This window comes from Cellulomonas sp. HZM, from assembly GCF_000708885.1.
Lineage (GTDB): Bacteria > Actinomycetota > Actinomycetes > Actinomycetales > Cellulomonadaceae > Cellulomonas.
Window position 1 is genome coordinate 17,070 of record NZ_JEOE01000020.1, and the last position, 18,058, is coordinate 35,127.

The 18,058-nt window shown below is 72.1% G+C and carries 18 protein-coding genes; 8 read left to right on the plus strand and 10 right to left on the minus strand.

Annotated elements, in window-relative coordinates:
- Positions 1-4 precede the first annotated feature (4 nt).
- From AW16_RS0111445 to AW16_RS0111470, 6 genes are all read right to left on the minus strand, one after another.
- Positions 5-1,309, minus strand: coding sequence for an ABC transporter permease (locus AW16_RS0111445; protein WP_081861620.1), 1,305 nt, complete (start codon positions 1,307-1,309; stop codon positions 5-7).
- The gene (locus AW16_RS0111450) at positions 1,306-2,448 is read right to left on the minus strand and encodes an ABC transporter permease (protein WP_231496030.1); all 1,143 of its coding nucleotides are present in this window, start codon (positions 2,446-2,448) and stop codon (positions 1,306-1,308) included. Before AW16_RS0111450 ends, AW16_RS0111445 begins: the two co-directional genes overlap by 4 nt.
- A gap of 114 nt (positions 2,449-2,562) precedes the next feature.
- Complete coding sequence (locus tag AW16_RS0111455) at positions 2,563-4,131, minus strand: ABC transporter ATP-binding protein (protein WP_029290474.1); 1,569 nt, start codon at positions 4,129-4,131, stop codon at positions 2,563-2,565.
- Positions 4,132-4,255: 124 nt separating this feature from the next.
- A complete protein-coding gene (locus AW16_RS0111460; protein ID WP_029290475.1) occupies positions 4,256-5,380 on the minus strand; it encodes a BMP family protein in 1,125 nt (374 codons plus the stop codon).
- Positions 5,381-5,645: 265 nt separating this feature from the next.
- A complete protein-coding gene (locus AW16_RS0111465) occupies positions 5,646-6,935 on the minus strand; it encodes an amidohydrolase (RefSeq protein ID WP_369794785.1) in 1,290 nt (429 codons plus the stop codon).
- 82 nt (positions 6,936-7,017) lie between these two features.
- Positions 7,018-8,148, minus strand: coding sequence for a mannose-1-phosphate guanylyltransferase (locus AW16_RS0111470; RefSeq protein WP_029290479.1), 1,131 nt, complete (start codon positions 8,146-8,148; stop codon positions 7,018-7,020).
- A 216-nt stretch (positions 8,149-8,364) separates the two neighbouring features.
- Between AW16_RS0111470 and sdhC the strand changes: the two genes are divergently transcribed.
- The 8 genes from sdhC to AW16_RS0111510 all read left to right on the plus strand — a co-directional run bounded on the left by sdhC (position 8,365) and on the right by AW16_RS0111510 (position 14,915).
- Complete coding sequence (sdhC, locus tag AW16_RS0111475) at positions 8,365-8,769, plus strand: succinate dehydrogenase, cytochrome b556 subunit (RefSeq protein WP_081861621.1); 405 nt, start codon at positions 8,365-8,367, stop codon at positions 8,767-8,769.
- Positions 8,769-9,227 carry a succinate dehydrogenase, hydrophobic membrane anchor protein gene (gene sdhD, locus AW16_RS0111480; RefSeq protein WP_029290482.1) on the plus strand — a complete coding sequence of 153 codons (459 nt, stop codon included), beginning with the start codon at positions 8,769-8,771 and terminating at the stop codon, positions 9,225-9,227. Before sdhC ends, sdhD begins: the two co-directional genes overlap by 1 nt.
- A 19-nt stretch (positions 9,228-9,246) precedes the next feature.
- Positions 9,247-11,097 (plus strand): succinate dehydrogenase flavoprotein subunit, encoded by a 1,851-nt coding sequence (gene sdhA, locus AW16_RS0111485; RefSeq protein WP_029290484.1) that lies wholly within the window; start codon positions 9,247-9,249, stop codon positions 11,095-11,097.
- Positions 11,097-11,861, plus strand: a complete 765-nt coding sequence (locus AW16_RS0111490) for a succinate dehydrogenase iron-sulfur subunit (RefSeq protein WP_029290486.1) — start codon at positions 11,097-11,099, stop codon at positions 11,859-11,861. Before sdhA ends, AW16_RS0111490 begins: the two co-directional genes overlap by 1 nt.
- An 88-nt stretch (positions 11,862-11,949) precedes the next feature.
- Positions 11,950-12,702, plus strand: coding sequence for a phosphotransferase (locus AW16_RS17155; protein ID WP_231496031.1), 753 nt, complete (start codon positions 11,950-11,952; stop codon positions 12,700-12,702).
- Between the two features lie 104 nt (positions 12,703-12,806).
- Complete coding sequence (locus AW16_RS0111500) at positions 12,807-14,132, plus strand: PepSY domain-containing protein (RefSeq protein WP_051681890.1); 1,326 nt, start codon at positions 12,807-12,809, stop codon at positions 14,130-14,132.
- The gene (locus tag AW16_RS0111505; RefSeq protein ID WP_051681891.1) at positions 14,129-14,488 is read left to right on the plus strand and encodes a hypothetical protein; all 360 of its coding nucleotides are present in this window, start codon (positions 14,129-14,131) and stop codon (positions 14,486-14,488) included. Before AW16_RS0111500 ends, AW16_RS0111505 begins: the two co-directional genes overlap by 4 nt.
- Positions 14,481-14,915 (plus strand): hypothetical protein, encoded by a 435-nt coding sequence (locus tag AW16_RS0111510; protein ID WP_029290493.1) that lies wholly within the window; start codon positions 14,481-14,483, stop codon positions 14,913-14,915. Before AW16_RS0111505 ends, AW16_RS0111510 begins: the two co-directional genes overlap by 8 nt.
- Here AW16_RS0111510 and AW16_RS0111515 read toward each other — a convergent pair.
- The 4 genes from AW16_RS0111515 to AW16_RS0111530 all read right to left on the minus strand — a co-directional run bounded on the left by AW16_RS0111515 (position 14,884) and on the right by AW16_RS0111530 (position 18,057).
- On the minus strand, positions 14,884-15,879 hold the full coding sequence (locus tag AW16_RS0111515) for a YihY/virulence factor BrkB family protein (protein WP_029290495.1): 996 nt from the start codon (positions 15,877-15,879) through the stop codon (positions 14,884-14,886). The genes AW16_RS0111510 and AW16_RS0111515 overlap by 32 nt on opposite strands.
- Positions 15,880-15,952: 73 nt before the next feature.
- Positions 15,953-16,537: a 2'-5' RNA ligase family protein gene (locus AW16_RS0111520; RefSeq protein WP_029290497.1), complete on the minus strand. Its 585-nt coding sequence runs from the start codon at positions 16,535-16,537 to the stop codon at positions 15,953-15,955.
- On the minus strand, positions 16,534-17,574 hold the full coding sequence (trpS, locus tag AW16_RS0111525; protein WP_029290499.1) for a tryptophan--tRNA ligase: 1,041 nt from the start codon (positions 17,572-17,574) through the stop codon (positions 16,534-16,536). The genes AW16_RS0111520 and trpS overlap by 4 nt, the downstream gene beginning before the upstream one ends.
- A 135-nt stretch (positions 17,575-17,709) precedes the next feature.
- A complete protein-coding gene (locus tag AW16_RS0111530; protein ID WP_029290501.1) occupies positions 17,710-18,057 on the minus strand; it encodes a translocase in 348 nt (115 codons plus the stop codon).
- Position 18,058: the final 1 nt, after the last annotated feature.

Genomic DNA, 18,058 nt, shown 5'->3' on the forward strand with positions numbered 1-18,058 from the left:
CCGCTCAGCCCTTCAGGTACGGGACGCCCGACGCGGCGGGTGCGCGCACGCGTCCGACGAAGCCGGCGACCGCGAAGATCGTCAGCACGTACGGCAGCATCAGCATGAACTGGCTCGGCACGGGCGTGCCGAGCACGGACAGGGCCGATGCGAGCTTCGTCGCGAACCCGAACAGCAGCGCCGCGCCGAGCGATCCGATCGGCGTCCAGCGGCCGAGGATCATGGCCGCGAGCGCGATGTAGCCGCGGCCCCCGGACATCTCCTGGCCGAACTGGCCGACGTACCCGATGGTGAGGAACGCGCCCCCGAACCCCGCGGTGGCCGAGCCCGCGAGCACGTTGCGCCAGCGCGTCCGGTTGACGTCGATGCCGACCGTGTCCGCGGCCTCGGGGTGCTCCCCCACGGCGCGCACGCGCAGGCCCCAGCGGGTGCGGAACAGCAGGACCGTGAGCACCACGACGGCCACGTACATGGCGTACACGATGACCGTCTGGTCGAACAGCACCGGGCCCAGCAGCGGGATCTTCTCGAGGAGCGGGATGCCGATCGGCTTCATCAGCGGCGGAGTGTTGAGAGTCGCCGCGTTGGGCTTGAGCACCGCACTGAACAGGAAGCTCGTGAGCCCGACGGCCAGCACGTTGAGCACGACGCCGACGATGATCTGGTTCACCGCGTACTTCACGGTGAACAGCGCGAGCAGGAGCCCGAGCAGCCACCCGGCGACCGGGGCGGCGAGGAGGCCCGCGTAGACGTTGCCCGTCACCGACGCGACGACCGCCGCGGCGAACGCCCCGACGAGCAGCTGCCCCTCGATCGCGATGTTGACGACTCCCGCGCGCTCGCACAGCACGCCGCCGAACGCGCCGAACGCGAGCGGCACGGCCAGCAGCAGCGAGCCCTGCAGCAGGTCGACGAGCGACGTCGCCTTGCCCGCGACGGCCCACACGAGGAACGCGAACACCCACAGCACACCGAACACCGCGAGCAGCCATGCGGGCGTGCGACGGTGCTTCACGGCCTGCCAGAACGCGAACGCGGCGATCGCGACGCACAGCACGCCGAGCACGATCGCGGTGGGCCTCGACGCGACGACGAGCGGCGAGAGCTGCACCGCGTCGGCGCGCAGGGACAGGCCGAACGTGGAGTCCACGCCCGACTTCGCCCCGAACCCGAACACCGCGAGCGCGACGAGCGCGAGGACCCCGAGGATGATCGGGATCCGCAGCGACGGACGGACGCTCACGGACTGCGCGGCCGGTGCCGGCACAGGGGCCGGCGTGGGGGCCGGCTTCTCGACGACGGTGCTCACGCGGCCGCCCCCTTCAGCTCACCGGACGGTGCCGGGATCCGGAAGATCGTGCGGACGAGGGCGGGCGCGGCGACGAACAGCACCACGAGCGCCTGCAGCACGAGCACGATGTCGATGGGTGTGCCGGTCACGACCTCCATGAACCGGCCGCCCGCGCTGAGCCCGCCGTACAGCAGACCCGCGAAGAAGATGCCGAGCGGCTTGGACCGTCCGAGCAGCGCGACCGTGATGGCGTCGAAGCCGATCGTGCCCGCGATGCCGTCGGTGATGTACTTCGACGTCCCGAGCAGCTGCACCGCACCCGCGAGGCCCGCGAGGGCGCCCGAGATGAGCATCACGTAGATCGTCATGCGCTGGACGCTGATGCCCGCGGTGCGCGACGCGGCGGGGTTGGACCCGACCGCCCGCAGCTGGAAGCCGAGCCGCGATCGCGACATCAGCCACCACACCGCGACAGAGGCGAGGATCGCGATGACGAAGCCCCACGTCACGCGGAACTGGCTGCCGAACAGCAGGGGCAGCTGCGCGTGCGGGAGCACGGTGATCGACTTGGGCTCGCCGTTGGTGCCGATGAACGCCTTGGTGGTCAGCAGCCACGCGAGCAGGTTGGTCGCGACGTAGTTGAGCATGATCGTGACGATGACCTCGTGCGCGCCGGTGCGCGCCTTGAGGACACCGGCGATGCCGCCCCACAGCGCACCGCCCGCGATGCCACCCAGGAGCGCGAGCAGGACCGCGACCCCGGCCGGCAGGTGGTACGTGAAGCCGATGTACCCGGAGACGATGGCGCCGAGGATCACCTGGCCCTGCGCGCCGATGTTGAACAGGCCCGCACGGAACGCGACCGCGACGCCCAGCGACGCGATGATCAGCGGCGTCGCGGTGGTCATGGTCTCGGTCAACGGGCGGATCGCGAGCGCGAACGTGTCCGCCTGGTAGTCGAACACCGCGCCGCGGAACAGCGCGGCGTACGCGGACGCGACGGCCGACCACGCCGCGGAGAGCAGGTCGCCCGGGCGGGAGAAGAAGTAGCCGGCGGCCTTCGTGACGTCGGGGTCGACCGCGGCGATGAGCACGCCGCCGATGACGAGCGCCAGCACGAACGCGAGCACGGTGACCATCGCGTTGCCGGTGGACACGCGGCGCAGCCAGGTGGCGGCACGCTCGTCGGACGACGGCTGGGACGGCGTGCGGGGCTCCGCCGGGGGGGGCGACCGGCGGGGTCGCCGCCGGGTCGGGAACGAGCTCGTCGGTCACGGCGCCTCGCCTTCCTCGAGCAGGGTCTCGGTCGTGGGGTTCTCGGCGGCCTGGCGCTGCGCGTCGTCGAGCGGGACGCCGGCCATCATCAGGCCGAGCACGTCGCGCGGGGTGTCGCCCGGCACGACGCCGACCACCCGGCCGCGGTACATCACGGCGATCCGGTCGGCCAGCGCGCTGACCTCGTCGAGCTCGGTCGAGACGATCAGCACCGCGGTGCCGACGTCACGTTCGGAGACGATGCGCCGGTGCAGGAACTCGATCGAGCCGACGTCGACGCCGCGCGTGGGCTGGCTCGCGACGAACAGCTTGAGCGGGCGGGAGAGCTCGCGCGCGACGACGACCTTCTGCTGATTGCCCCCCGAGAGGCGACCCGCGGGCTGCGCGGGCCCGCGCGTGCGGATGTCGTACTCCTCGATGCGCGCGGTCGCGTTGGCCTGCACGGCCGCGAGGTCGACGCTGAGGCCGCGGCGGTAGCGCTCGTCGAACAGCAGGTCCAGCACCAGGTTCTCCGCGACGCTGAACTCGCCGACGAGCCCGTCGTGCGACCGGTCCTCCGGAACGAAGCCGACACCCTTGTCGAGCACCTGTCGCACCGAGAGCCCGACGAGCTCCTCGCCGCCCAGCCGCACCGAGCCGCGCAGCGGCGTCTCGAGCCCGAGCAGCGCCTCGACGAGCTCGGACTGCCCGTTGCCCTGCACGCCGGCCACCGCGAGGATCTCGCCGGCGCGCACCTCGAACGAGACGTCGTCCACGACGCGCGCACCGGTGGGGTCCAGCACGAGCAGGTCCTGCACCTCGAGCGCGACGTCCCCGGGCTCCGCGGGCGCCTTGTCGAGCTCGAGCGAGACCGCCCGGCCGACCATCATCGCGGCGAGCTCGGTCTCGGGCGCGGACGGCTCGGCCGTGCCGACGACCTTGCCGTGCCGGATGACGGTGATGACGTCGGCGACCGCGCGGACCTCGCGCAGCTTGTGCGTGATGAAGACGATCGACGTCCCCGCCTCGCGGAGCTGGCGCATGATCTCGATCAGCTCGTCGGTCTCCTGCGGCGTCAGCACCGCGGTGGGCTCGTCGAGGATCAGGACGCGCGCGTCGCGTGCCATCGCCTTGATGATCTCGACGCGCTGCTGGACGCCGACGGGCAGGTCCTCGATGACGGCGTCGGGGTTCACGTCGAACCCGAACCGGTCGGACAGCTCGCGCACCTTGGCACGCGCGGCATCGAGGTCCAGGAGGCCGCCCCGGCGCGTGCTCTCGTGCCCGAGCATCACGCTCTCGGCGACCGTGAACACCGGCACGAGCATGAAGTGCTGGTGCACCATGCCGATGCCGGCGGCGAGCGCGTCCGCCGGCCCGGAGAACTTGGCGACCGCGTCGTCGATCGCGATCTCGCCCTCGTCGGGCTCGTACAGCCCGAACAGGACGTTCATCAGCGTCGACTTCCCGGCGCCGTTCTCACCGAGCAGCGCGTGGATCTGCCCCGGCTCGATGACCAGGTCGATGTGGTCGTTCGCGACGAGCGGCCCGAACCGCTTGGTGATCCCCCGCAGCTCCAGCTTCACGTGCCCTCCTTGGCGACGGTGCGCAGTCCGACATTATCCGGAGTGGATCCAGTGTCGATCGATCCTCAGCCGGACACGACCGAGCCGGCCCGGGATCGTGTCCCGGACCGGCTCGGTCGGTGGATCACTTGGGCGAGCTGACCGACTCGACCTTGAGCTTGCCGGAGATGATGTCGGCCTTGAGCTGGTCGACCTCCTTCTTCAGGTCGTCCGGCACCTTCGAGTCGAGGTCGTGGTACGGCGCGATGCCGACGCCCTCGTTCTGCAGCGTGCCGACGTAGGGCTCGGCCGAGAACTTGCCCTGGACCGCGTCCGTCACGGACGACTCGACAGCCGCACCGATGAGCTTCATGACCGAGGTCAGGATCACCGACGACGAGTCGGGGTTGATGAGCGCGCCGTCCGAGTCGACCCAGATGACGAGCGTGCCCGGCGTGGCCTTCGCGGCCGTCAGGGCGTCGAGCGCGGCGCCGCCGGCGACCGGCAGGATGATGTCCGCGTTCGCGGCGACGAGCGAGTCGGCGTTGGCCTTGCCGGAGCCCGGGTCGAACGGAGCGTTGCCGGAGTTGAACAGGCCGTCCTGCTTGGCCTTGTCCCAGCCGACGAGCTTGACGTCCTTGCCCTTGACCTCGTTGTACTTCGCGATGCCGTCCGCGAAGCCGTCCATGAAGACGGTGACCGTCGGGATCTTGAGGCCGCCGTAGGTGCCGACGACGCCGGTCTTGGTCATGCCCGCGGCGAGGTAGCCCGCGAGGTACGCGGCCTGGGCCGTGTCGAACTCGAGCGGCTTGACGTTGTCGAGCGTGAGCGCCGCGCCCTTGGAGTCCGTGGGCTGCGCGTCGACGATCGCGAACTTGGTGTCGGGGCTGGCCTTCGCAGCGTCACCGGTCGCCGTCGAGAGCTTGAAACCGACCGACACGATCATGTTGCACTTCTGGCTGATCATGTTGGCGATGTTCGGCGCGTACGCGTCGTCCGTCTTCGACTCGGCCTGCGCCGTCTGGATGCCGAGCGTCTTCTTCGCCGCCAGCAGGCCGTTGAGGCCGGACTCGTTGAACGACTTGTCGTTGAAGCCGCCCGAGTCGGACACGATGCAGCCCTTGAAGTCGCTGTTCGTCGCACCGCCGGTCGACGTCGCGTCGCCGCCCGTCGCGGGGGTCGTGGTGTCGTCGGACGGTGCACTCCCGCACGCCGCGAGCGCGAGGGCGACGGCCCCGCTGAGCGCTGCCGCTCGGATGATCTTCTTCACGCGAAACTCCTGGTCTCGTGCAGTGCGGGCCCCGCCGGCCCTCGTCCCCTGCTGGTGCGGCGGCTCGTGGCGAGCCGGTCGCGACAGGGCGCGGGCGGGCATGACGGCGGGTGTCCCGGTGGATGAGTCGGACTCTAGCCACGCGTGCGTGACGCGCACGTTACCGAGTGGTATCCAGCGAGGTTCTGTTACTGACCTGAGACATCGGCCCAGGTGGCGGACGCGGCGTCTCAGGATGCGACCGGCACGCCGGGTCGAGCGCGACTCACCGCCCGGCGAGCACCGCCGCGCGGGCCAGCAGCAGCGCTCCGGCCTCGATCGCCCGCTCGTCGACCCGCAGGTCGCCCTGGTGGATGTCGTAGGTGGTGCCGCCCGGCGTGCGCGTGCCGAGGCGTGCCATCGAGCCCGGCACCTTCGTCAGGTACCACGCGAAGTCCTCGCCGCCGAGCGACTGCTCGGTGAGCAGCACCGCCTCCTCGCCCAGCACGTCACGCGCCGCGGCCTCGAGGACCGCCGTCGAGCGCTCGTCGTTCTCGACCGGCGGCACGCCCCGGTGGTGCCGGATCTCCGCCTCCACGCCGAGCGACGCGACGACCTGCTCGACCGCGGCGTGGAACACCTCGGACGCCTGCTGCCACGCGCGCACGTCGAGGCACCGCAGCGTGCCGCGCACCGTGCCCGACGAGGGGATCGCGTTGTTGGCGGTACCCGCCTGCACCGCGCCCCACGTGAGGTTGACGCCCGAGCGCGGGTCGAGCCTGCGCCCCAGCACCGCGGGCACCTGCGTGATGACCTGCCCGAGCGCGAACACGACGTCCCCGGTGAGGTGCGGGCGCGACGTGTGCCCGCCCGGCCCCGTGAGCGTGACCTGGACCTCGTCGCTCGCGGACGTGATCGGCCCGATGCGCGTGCCGACCTGGCCCACGTCGACCTTGGGGTCGCAGTGCACCGCGAAGATCCGCTCCACGCCGTCGAGCCCGCCCGCGGCGATCACGTCGAGCGAGCCGCCGGGCTGCACCTCCTCGGCCGGCTGGAAGACGAGCCGCACGCCGCGCGGCAGCAGCCCCTCGTCGGCCAGGCGCGCGAGCGCGAGCCCCGCGCCCAGCACGACCGTGGTGTGCACGTCGTGCCCGCACGCGTGCGCCACGCCGCGCTGCTCGGAGGCCCACGGCAGGTCGCACGTGTCCGGCAGCGGGAGCGCGTCGATGTCGGCGCGCAGGGCCACGCGTGCGCCCCGGTCGGTGTGCGCAGGGCCGATGTCGCACACGACGCCCGACCCGGGCAGCAGTCGGGGGCTCAGCCCCGCCGCGGTCAGCCGGTCCGCGATCAGCCGTGAGGTGCGCACCTCGGTTCGCGCGAGCTCGGGGTGCGCGTGGATGTCGCGGCGGACGGCGACGAGTTCGTCGCGCAGCTCGTCGAGCGTCGTGCGCAGCAGCGCGAGCGCCGCGTCGTCGGACCCGTCGCCGCGCCGACCACCCGCCGCGAGGCCCGCCGGGTGCAACGGCGCGACGGCCGGTCGTGCGGCGGGCTCGGGGGTCGTGGGCTGCGCGGACACCTGGCGAGGCTATCCCTGCACGCGCACCGGGGACCCGCCGAGTCCGTCATGCGGCCCACGCGCGAGCGATGCGCGCGCAGGATCAGAGCAGGTCGTCGCGGCCCGCGGCACGCCAGCCGTCGACCGCGCCCTTCACCTCCTGGGCCGCGGCACGCGTCGTGACGAGCAGCGCGTCGGGGGTGTCGACGACCACCGCGTCCGCGATGCCGACCACCGTCACCGTTCGCTCGCCGGCCCCGGTCACGACGAAGGCGTCCGGCGACGCGAGCCGCAGCACGCGCGCGTCGTCGCCCACGGTCGCCCCGTCGTCGGCCCCGTCTCCGCCGACGAGGTGCGCGAGCGACGCGAAGTCGCCCACGTCGTCCCATGCGAAGTCCCCGGGGACCACGGCCACGCCGCCGGCCGCCGCGACCGGCTCGGCGATCGCGTGGTCGATCGCGATCTTCGTCAGCCCGGGCCAGACCCGCGCGAGCACCTCGTCGCGCCCGTCCGTGTCCCACGCGCGGCCGATCTCCTCCAGCCCCGCGGCCAGCGGGGGCAGCTGGGCGGCGAGGTGGTCGAGCAGCACGCGGGCCCGCACGATGAACATGCCCGCGTTCCAGCGGTACTCGCCCGTCGCGAGGTAGGCCGCGGCCGTGAGCTCGTCGGGCTTCTCGGTGAAGCCGAGCACGTGCAGCGCGCTGGGCGCCCCGTCGACCCCGAGCGGCTCCCCGCCCCGGACGTACCCGAACGCGGTCGACGGTCCCGTGGCGCGGATGCCGATCGTCGCGACGAAGCCCGCGCGCGCGACCTGCACCGCCTCGCGCACGGCGCGCTCGAACTCCTCCTGCCCCGAGATCACGTGGTCGGCCGCGAACGAGCCGAGCACCACGTCGTCGCCGTGCCGGTGCAGCAGCACCGCCGCGGCGAGCCCGATCGCCGCCATGGAGTCGCGGGGGGACGGCTCCGCGAGCACGTCGGGGGCTCCCCCGGTCTCGTCGGCCCCCACCTGCTCCGCGACCGCGTCGGCGTGCCGCGCGCCGGTCACGACGAGCACGCCGCCGCGACCCGTGAGCGGGACCAGCCGGTCCACGGTCGCCTGCAGCAGCGTCCGCCCGCTGCCCGTGAGGTCGAGAAGGAACTTCGGGCGCCCGGCCCGCGACAACGGCCACAGCCGCGTACCCGCACCGCCTGCAGGCACGACCGCGTGGAAGCCGGGGATCTCGCTCGACATGCGCGCCAGGCTAGCGAGGACGGTCAGGACCTCGCCGGTACCGCCCGGTCGCAGGCATCCGTCTCGCTGTGTGGACTTGCTCACAGGACGGGACCAAAGGCCCGTGCGCGCACGGTGGCATCCGAACCTGGTGGATACAGTGAGCGTCACGGGCCGGCCACGACGTCGTGGCGGACCAGCTCGTCACTCGCACCTCATCGCCAGGAGGCCCCCCAAGTGCCCGCAGCGCCCGCCGCGCCGCGCAAGAAAGCGCCGGCCGGAACCCTGTACCGCGGCCGGGAAGGCATGTGGTCGTGGGTCGCGCACCGCGTGACCGGTGTCGCCATCTTCTTCTTCCTGCTCGTGCACGTGCTCGACACGTCGCTCGTGCGGGTCTCCCCCGAGGCGTACAACGACGTCATCGGCACGTACAAGAACCCGATCATGGGCCTGGGCGAGGCCGGCCTCGTCGCCGCGATCGTGTTCCACGCGTTCAATGGGATCCGGATCATCCTGGTCGACTTCTGGGCCAAGGGCCCGAAGTACCAGCGCGTGATGCTGTGGGTCGTCGTCGGTCTGTTCGTCGTGACCATGGCCGGATTCCTGCCGCGGCACCTCATGCACGTGTTCGGGGGCGAGTGATGACCACGATCGCCGACCCGAAGGCGCCGCGCCCGCCGCGCGCCCGTCCGAGCCGCCTCACCACGCGCGGCAACACCGAGCTGTACGGCTGGGTGTTCATGCGCGCGTCCGGCGTGCTGCTGCTCGTGCTGATCTTCGGCCACCTGTTCGTCAACCTCGTCGCGGGCGACGGCGTCAAGGCCATCGACTTCGGCTTCGTCGCCGGCAAGTGGGCCTCGCCGCTGTGGCAGGTGTGGGACCTGCTCATGCTGTGGCTCGCGATGATCCACGGCACCAACGGCGTGCGCACGATCATCAACGACTACGCGGAGCGCGACGGCGTGCGGCTGGTGCTCAAGTGCCTGCTGTACCTCGCGTTCGTGGTCGTCGTCGTGCTCGGCACGCTGGTGATCTTCACGTTCGACCCGTGCCCGACGGACGCTCCGGCCAACCTGCTGCCGTCGTTCTGCACCGCCTGACGCCCTCGTAAGGAACCTCATGCAGACCCATCAGTACGACGTCGTCATCGTCGGTGCCGGCGGCGCCGGGATGCGCGCGGCGCTCGAGTCGAGCACCCGCGTGCGCACGGCCGTCATCTCCAAGCTCTACCCGACGCGCTCGCACACGGGCGCCGCGCAGGGCGGCATGTGCGCCGCGCTCGCGAACGTCGAGGAGGACAACTGGGAGTGGCACACGTTCGACACCGTCAAGGGCGGTGACTACCTCGTCGACCAGGACGCCGCGGAGGTGATGGCCAAGGAGGCCATCGACGCGGTGCTCGACCTGGAGAAGATGGGCCTGCCGTTCAACCGCACGCCCGAGGGTCGCATCGACCAGCGCCGGTTCGGCGGTCACACGCGCAACCACGGCGAGGCCGCCGTGCGCCGCTCGTGCTACGCCGCGGACCGCACCGGTCACATGATCCTGCAGACGCTCTACCAGCAGTGCGTGAAGAACGAGGTCGAGTTCTTCAACGAGTTCTACGTGCTCGACCTGCTCGTCGACCACGACCTCGCCGCGGGCCACGTGCCCGAGGGCGAGGAGGTCAACGTGTCGGGCGTCGTCGCGTACGAGCTCGCCACCGGCGAGATCCACGTGTTCCAGGCGAAGTCGGTGGTCCTGGCCACGGGCGGCGCGGGCAAGATCTTCAAGACGACGAGCAACGCGCACACCCTCACGGGCGACGGCATGGCGCTCGCCTACCGGCGCGGCATCCCGCTCGAGGACATGGAGTTCTTCCAGTTCCACCCGACGGGTCTCGCCGGCCTGGGCATCCTGCTCTCGGAGGCCGCGCGCGGCGAGGGCGCGATCCTGCGCAACTCCGAGGGCGAGCGCTTCATGGAGCGGTACGCCCCCACCATCAAGGACCTCGCGCCGCGCGACATCGTCGCCCGTTCGATGGCCAACGAGGTGCGCGAGGGTCGCGGCGCCGGTCCCAACAAGGACTACGTGCTGCTCGACCTCACGCACCTCGAGCCCGCGCACATCGACGCGAAGCTCCCGGACATCACGGAGTTCGCGCGCACCTATCTCGGCGTCGAGCCGTACACCGAGCCCGTGCCGGTCTACCCGACCGCGCACTACGCGATGGGCGGCGTCCCGACGAACATCGAGGGCGAGGTCCTGCGCAACCAGACGGACGTCATCCGCGGGCTGTACGCGGCCGGCGAGGTCGCGTGCGTCTCGGTGCACGGCTCCAACCGCCTGGGCACCAACTCGCTGCTGGACATCAACGTGTTCGGCAAGCGCGCGGGCATCTCCGCCGCGGCGTACGCGAGCGGCGCGTCGTTCGTCGACCTCCCGGAGGACCCGGCGGCGACCGTCGAGGCAGGCCTCGAGACGATCCGCACGCGGCCCGACGGCGACCGCGTCGCGGACATCCGCAAAGCGCTGCAGGAGACGATGGACGCGAACGCGCAGGTGTTCCGCACCCAGGACTCGCTCACGCAGGCGCTCGACGACATCAAGGCGCTGCGCAAGCGGTACGAGCACGTCTCCGTGCAGGACAAGTCGCGCACGTTCAACACCGACCTCCTCGAGGCCGTCGAGCTGGGCTTCCTGCTCGACATCGCCGAGACCGTCGTCGTCGGAGCGCTCAACCGCGAGGAGTCGCGCGGCGGCCACTTCCGCGAGGACTTCCCGGACCGCGACGACGCGAACTTCATGCGGCACACCATGGCGTACCGCCGCCCGATCGCCGCCGACGGCCACCGCCAGTGGGGCGCCGACAGCGACGGCGACGCCGAGGGCCGCTTCCACCACACCGAGGTGTTCGACGGCTACCAGCTGGTCCTCGGGTCCAAGCACGTGAACGTCACCCGCTACCAGCCGATGGAGCGTAAGTACTGATGACCGCCGTTCTCGAGGACGCCCCCGCCGAGGTCGGCGCCATCCCGTCGTTCACCGTGACGCTGCGCGTGCTGCGGCACCTGCCCGACGACTCCGGCGAAACGACGATCGACCACTGGGACGAGTTCCAGGTCCTGTGCCACGGCACCGACCGCGTGCTCGACGCGCTGCACAAGGTCAAGTGGGAGCAGGACGGCTCGCTGACGTTCCGCCGCTCGTGCGCGCACGGCGTGTGCGGATCGGACGCGATGCGCATCAACGGCCGCAACCGCCTCGCGTGCAAGACGCTGCTCAAGGACCTGGACCCGTCCAAGCCCATCACGGTCGAGCCCATCAAGGGCCTGCCGGTGGTCAAGGACCTCGTGGTCGACATGGAGCCGTTCTTCGCGAGCTACCGCGAGATCATGCCGTTCCTCATCACGACGGGCAACGAGCCGAGCAAGGAGCGCCTGCAGTCCGCGAAGCAGCGCGAGCGCTTCGACGACACCACCAAGTGCATCCTGTGCGCGGCGTGCACGTCGTCGTGCCCGGTGTTCTGGACCGACGGGCAGTACTTCGGCCCCGCCGCGATCGTCAATGCGCACCGCTTCATCTTCGACAGCCGTGACGAGGGCGGCGCCCAGCGCCTCGAGATCCTCAACGACAAGGAGGGCGTGTGGCGATGCCGCACGACCTTCAACTGCACCGAGGCGTGCCCGCGCGGCATCGAGGTGACGAAGGCGATCCAGGAAGTGAAGCGCGCGATGATCACGCGCGCCTTCTGACGAGACCACGATCGAGGCGGCGGGCAGCACGGAGCAGCGCGCGACGATGACGCGCGCCCTCTGACCGGGCGCGACTAGGGTGCCGGGCGTGACCGAGATCCCGCTGCCCGGCGGCAACGTGGGCGGGGCCGTGCGCGTCGGGGACACCGTGCGCCGGCCGACCGGACCGTGGACGCCCGCGGTGCACGAGCTGCTGACCTTCCTGACCGACGCCGGGCTCCCGCACGTGCCGCGCGTGCTCGGCATCGACGAGCAAGGCCGCGAGGTGCTCACCTACCTGCACGGCGACGTGGTGCCCATCGGGCGACGCGCACTCACGGACGGGCAGCTCGCGTCGGCGGCGCGGTGGCTCGCCACCTTCCACGAGGTCGTCGCCGGGTTCCCCTGTCGGGTTCGGCGGTGGCGGTTCGTCGAGGCCGACGTCACCGACGGCGAGATCGTGTGCCACCAGGACTTCGCGATGTACAACCTGGCGTTCGAGGGTGACGAGCTCGCGGGCGTCTTCGACTGGGACGTCGCCGGCCCGGGTCTCCCGATCGACGACCTCGCCATCCTCGCGTGGAACTCCCCGCTGCTGGACCTGGGGACCGACCCGGCCGCGGCCGCGCACGGGCTGCGCGTCGTCGCGGACGCGTACGGCGGGCCCGGCGCCGACGACATCCTCGACCGGGTGTTCGTGCGCATGACGCTCGCCGCGCGGCGGATCCGCGGTGGCCAGGCGGCCGGCGACCCGGGGATGCTCCGGCTCGGGGAGATCGGCGAGCCCGCGTCGACCGAGCGGCGGCTGGCCGAGCTGGAAGCGCGCCGTCCGCAGGTCGAGCACGCGCTCGGTCGCCCCTAGCGATCGTTCCCGACTGACGAGACGAACCGTGCAGATCGGACGAAGGTAAGGCTAACCTCTGCAACGTCGTTCCGGCTCGGGGCGCGCGCACCGCAGGGGGAATCGTGACCGATCTCGCCGACCCGCCACGTCCGCGTGCCGCGGCGACCGTCCCGGCGGCGAACGCCGCTCACCGGAGCGTCAGGCAGCGCTGGCACCGGTTCTGGCGGCGCAAGCCGTTCCACCGCTCGATGGTCCTCGCGCACCGCTGGCCGGCGCTCGTCCTCGGCCTGCTCCTCGTCGTCGAGACGACCGCCGGCTCGGTGCTGCTCTACAAGCCCGAGCTCACGCGGCTCACGCACCCCGCGTGGTTCTCGCACAGCGCCGAGCTGCCCACCGGTGCCGACGACGCCGCCGGGACGCTCTCCGCGATGGAGGCCGTCGACGTCGTCGCACAGGCTCACCCCGACGCAGACCTGTGGGGCGCGTACGCGGACCAGGGCGTGTGGGCCGTGGTCGACACGGGATGGACGCGACTGTGGTTCGTCGACCCCGGCTCCGGGGACATCAACGGCACGGCCGCGACCGACGACGGCGTGCTCGACGCGCTCGTCAACCTGCACGACTGCGCGTTCAGCTGCGAGGGCTACCCGGGGTACCAGTCGTGGATGGCGGCGCCCGTGTGGAGCGGCGCGCCCGGCGGCCTCGCCGACGTGACCTGGACCGTCGTCGTGCTGGGCGGCCTCGGGCTGCTGCTCCTCGCGCTCGCGCTCACCTCCCTGCGGATCTGGTGGCCCGGGATCAAGAGGCTGCGCAGTCGCTTCACGGTCCGCACCGGCAAGGGCCGGTTCGCGCGCGACTACGACCTGCACAACGTCGTCGGCGCCGTCGCGCTGCCGTTCCTGCTCATGTGGGGGCTCACGGGGGCCGCCTTCGAGATCCCGGCCGTCAAGACCGCATGGGTACAGCTCACCGGCGGTGACACGCCGCGCGAGGAGGAGTGGGCGCTCGAGCGGGCGCACGTCCCCGACGGGACGCCACCGACGACCGCAGAGCAGGCCGTCGCCACCGCGCTGCGGGACGTGCCCGGCGAGGTCACGGGCGTCTACCAACCCGTCAAGGACAGCGACTTCTGGGAGGTCGACGTCATCTCGTCGTGGCGGTCCTTCGCGGGCACCGGCGGCTCCGACACGTACGTGCTCGTCGACCCCGGCACTCCGGACCACTTCGTCACCCTCTACTCCGCGCGCGGCGAGCCCCTGGCCAACCGGGTGTACGACAAGGTCATCGAGCCCGCGCACTTCGGCGGCCAGGCGAGCTCGTGGTGGCGCGCCATCTGGTTCGCGATGGGCCTCGCACCGCTGGTCCTCATGGTCACCGGCATCTCGACGTGGCTGTTCCGCCGCGGCACACGCCGGCGTCGGGCAGCCGCGAAGGCGGCCCGCGCATGATCGCGCCCTTCGCGTTCGCCCTCGCGGCGTCCGCGCTCGTGCTGGGCATCGGCACGCTCGCGCGGGCCGACCGCTTCGACTCGGCGCGCGGGCTGGTCGCCGCGGGGGTGCTCGAGACGGGGCTCGTCGTACAGGCCGTGCTCGACGGGCTGGGGATCGCAAGCGGGCACCGACCGGCCTCCCCCGCGACGCACATCGCCTACCTCGCCGTGTCCGTGGCGCTGATCCCGGCCGCTGCGGCGCAGGTCCAGGGCCGGTCCGGGCGGTGGGCGGGCGCGCTGCTCGCGATCACGTACCTGCTCGTCGCGGTCGTCGTCGTGCGGCTGCAGGCCACGTGGAGACCGGCACATGATTGAGACGACGACCGAGCGATCCTCCGGCACGCGCACGCTCGGCCCCGGGCAGCTGCTCGTCACCGGGTACGGCGTGTTCGTCGTCGCCGCCACCGGCCGGTCCGCGGTGCAGCTCGCCACGCAGGCCTCGCGGGCTCCCCTCGCCTACGCGCTGTCGGCGCTCGCCGCGCTCGTCTACTGGTGCGGGTTCGTCGCGACGCTCCGCGCCGTGCGCGGCCGTCCGGTGCGGGCCGCGCGCGCGGTCGCGAAGGTCGAGCTCGCGGGCGTGCTCGTCGTCGGGACCGCGAGCCTGCTGGTACCCGCGGCCTTCCCGGACGCCACGGTATGGTCCGCGTACGGGCTCGGCTACGCGTTCGTGCCGCTCGCGCTCCCGGTGGCCGTGCTGTGGTGGACGCGCGTCAGCCGCCCGACGAGTCATCCGGCGTCGTAGCGGGCGGGTCCGCGACCCACGCCGCGGCGAGCAGCACGATGCGCGAGATGAGGTTGACCCACAGCAGGAGCGTGACGACGACGACCGCACCGCTGAGCAGCGGGTTCTTTCCGATGCTCCCGGCGACGACCGACGTCCCGAGGAACCGCACCACGCCGATCCCGACCGCAGCGATCACCGCCCCCTGCAGCAGGTCGCGCCGCGGCGGGTGCTCCCCCGCGAGCACGCGCACGATGAGCACGAACGTCGCGAGGTCGATGACGAACGCCACGACGATCCCCACGGCGCGCAGGGTGAACCCGCCGGCGTCGTCCCAGCCCACGGCCTGCAGCACCCACTGCGTCGCCGAGCCCACCGCGGTGGTGAGCAGCGCGGAGAGCAGCACCGCGAACGCGAGCCCCGCCAGGCCGCCGAGCTGGCGCAGCCGGGTTCCGACCGCGCTCCCCCCGCCCTCCTGCGCGAACATCGCCCGGACCCCGGTGCGCAGGGCTCCCGTGGCAGACAGCGCGGACAGGAGCAGCACGACGACGGCGACGATGCCGGCGAACGTCAGGTTCGCACTGAGCTCGAGCGAGTCCGGGTTGATCCCGTTGCCCGAGCCGGTCGTGTCGATCAACCCCGGCAGGCTGTCGTTCACCGCGTCGAGCACCTTGTCGCGCAGGTCCTCGTCGTTGCCGAGGACGGCCATGAACACCGTGTACCCGATGGTCAGCCCGGCGAACACCGCGAACAGCGCCGCGTACGCGATGCCACCCGTGAGCACGCCGCCACCGCGTGCCCCGAACCGCGCGTTGGCCCGCGCCGGCCGCGTCTGCTGCCACCACGCGAGCAGCGCCTTGACCCGGCCCATGAGCGAGGTGTCCGGGGGCGCCGACGAGTCGTCGGCCGGGGCCGCCAGGTGCGCGCGCCCCGCTCCCGTCGGCGCGTGCGCCTCCTGCGGCACCGGGTGCTCGGCTCCTGTCATGCCCCGACCCTAGGTCGGCTCGGAGCACCCGGCATCTGCGCCGACGCCCGTCCGCAGGCCGGTGGCGGGCGTGTCAGACGGCGCGCGGCTCGTGCTCGTCGGCCTGCGCAGGCTCCGCAGGCTCCGCGCCGAGCGCGTGCCTGGTCACGACGTGCCACGCGCCCTCGTCGTGCACGTAGCACTCGAACGAGTCGACGACGAACGTCGCGTCGAACTCCGCGAGCTCGTCGATCGCCTCGTCGAGCGACTCGTCGGCCAGCTCGTGCGCGACCGTCACGTGCGGGTGGTAATGGAAGCGCAGCTCCTGGTCGAGCGGACCGGACCGCACCTCCTGCTCGAGCTGCTCGCACCCCGCGATCCCGTCCGCCACCTGGACGAACGCGACCTGCGACACGGGCCGGAACGTCCCCGTGCCGCGCAGCCGCACCGTGAAGGGGGCGTGCCCGGCCGCCACCGCGTCGAGGTGGGCCTGCACCGCCGCGGTCTCCTCCGGCTCGACGATCGTCGGGCCGAGCAGCGTGATGTGCGGCGGGATGGCGGACGCCATGGGGTCGCCGAAGCGCGCGCGCGCCTCCTGGAGGGCCGAGTGGTGCGGCTCGGGGATCGTGATCGACACCCCGATGAGCCGCTGGTCACCGGAGCGCTCCGGCAGCCTCATGCGCCCACCCGCACGCGCGGACGGCGTGCCAGCAGGCCCGAGCGCTCGTACAGCCGGTCGAGCGTCGCCGACGCGATCTCACGCGCCTTCTCGGCGCCCGCGGCCAGCACGTCGTCGAGCGACGCCGGGTCCGCGAGGTACCCGTGCACGCGCTCCTGGAACGGCTGCACCCAGTCGACGACGACCTCGGCGAGATCCTTCTTCAGGTCTCCGTACCCGCGCCCGTCGTACTCCGCCACGATCGCGTCGACCGGGCGGCCGGACAGCGCCGAGTAGATCGTCAGGAGGTTGGAGATCCCGGGCTTGGCGACCGGGTCGAAGCGGATCTCACGCTCGGTGTCGGTCACCGCGGACTTGATGCGCTTCGCGATCGTCCGCGGGTCGTCGAGCAGCTCGATCAGGCCGTTGGGCGACGCCGCGGACTTGCTCATCTTCGCGGTCGGGTCCTGCAGGTCGTAGATCTTCGCCGTGCCCTTGACGATGTACGGCTCGGGCACGACGACGGTCCCGGCGCCGAACCGCGCGTTCATGCGCTGCGCGAGGTCGCGCGCGAGCTCGAGGTGCTGACGCTGGTCCTCGCCCACCGGCACCAGGTGCGTGTCGTACAGGAGGATGTCCGCCGCCATGAGCACCGGGTAGGTGAACAGGCCGACGGTCGTGCCCTCGTTGCCCTGCTTCGCGGACTTGTCCTTGAACTGCGTCATGCGCGACGCCTCACCGAAGCCCGTGTGGCACGACAGCAGCCATGACAGCTCCGCATGCTCGGCGACGTGCGACTGCACGAACAGGATGCTGCGCTCCGGGTCGACGCCCGCGGCGAGGTACTGCGCGGCCGTGCGGCGCGTGCGCTCGCGCAGCACCGCGGGGTCCGGGCCGACGGTCAGGGCGTGCAGGTCGACGACGCAGTAGATCGCCTCGTTGCCCTCCTGCAGGGCCACCCACTGCGTCAACGCACCCAGGTAGTTCCCCAGCTGCAGGGAGTCGGAGGTGGGCTGCATCCCGGAGAAGATGCGCGACGTCGTGGGCGGCACAGCCATGGGTCCATTCTGTCAGTGACCGCGGGGCGCGGTCGAAGGGTGTTCGAGGGGCGGGCCGGGCACGGGCATCCGGTCCGGCGCCGAGGTGCTCGTCCGATCAGCGCGGGCAGCGCCAGGAGCGTCGGGGCGACGAGGTCATGTCGCCTCGTCGTCGTACGGCGCCGCACCAGCGCTCGCGAGCGTCGCCGCTGCGACGGAGGCCCGACGGGCGGGTGCGGGTGCGGGTGTCATCGGCTCGAGCAGCGCGTCGCGGACGATGCGCCGCGGGTCGTACTGCCGCGGGTCGAGCGCCGTCCAGTCCAGGTCGACGGCGTCCTCGCCCATCTCGCTGTCGATGCGCGTCTTCGCGTCCTTCATCCACACGCGCGCGCGCCGGACCAGCGCACCGAGCTGCTCGGCGTACCCGGGGAGCCGCTGGGGCCCGATGACGATCGCCGCCACGAGCAGCAGCACGACGAACTCGCCGCCGTTGATGTCCAGCACC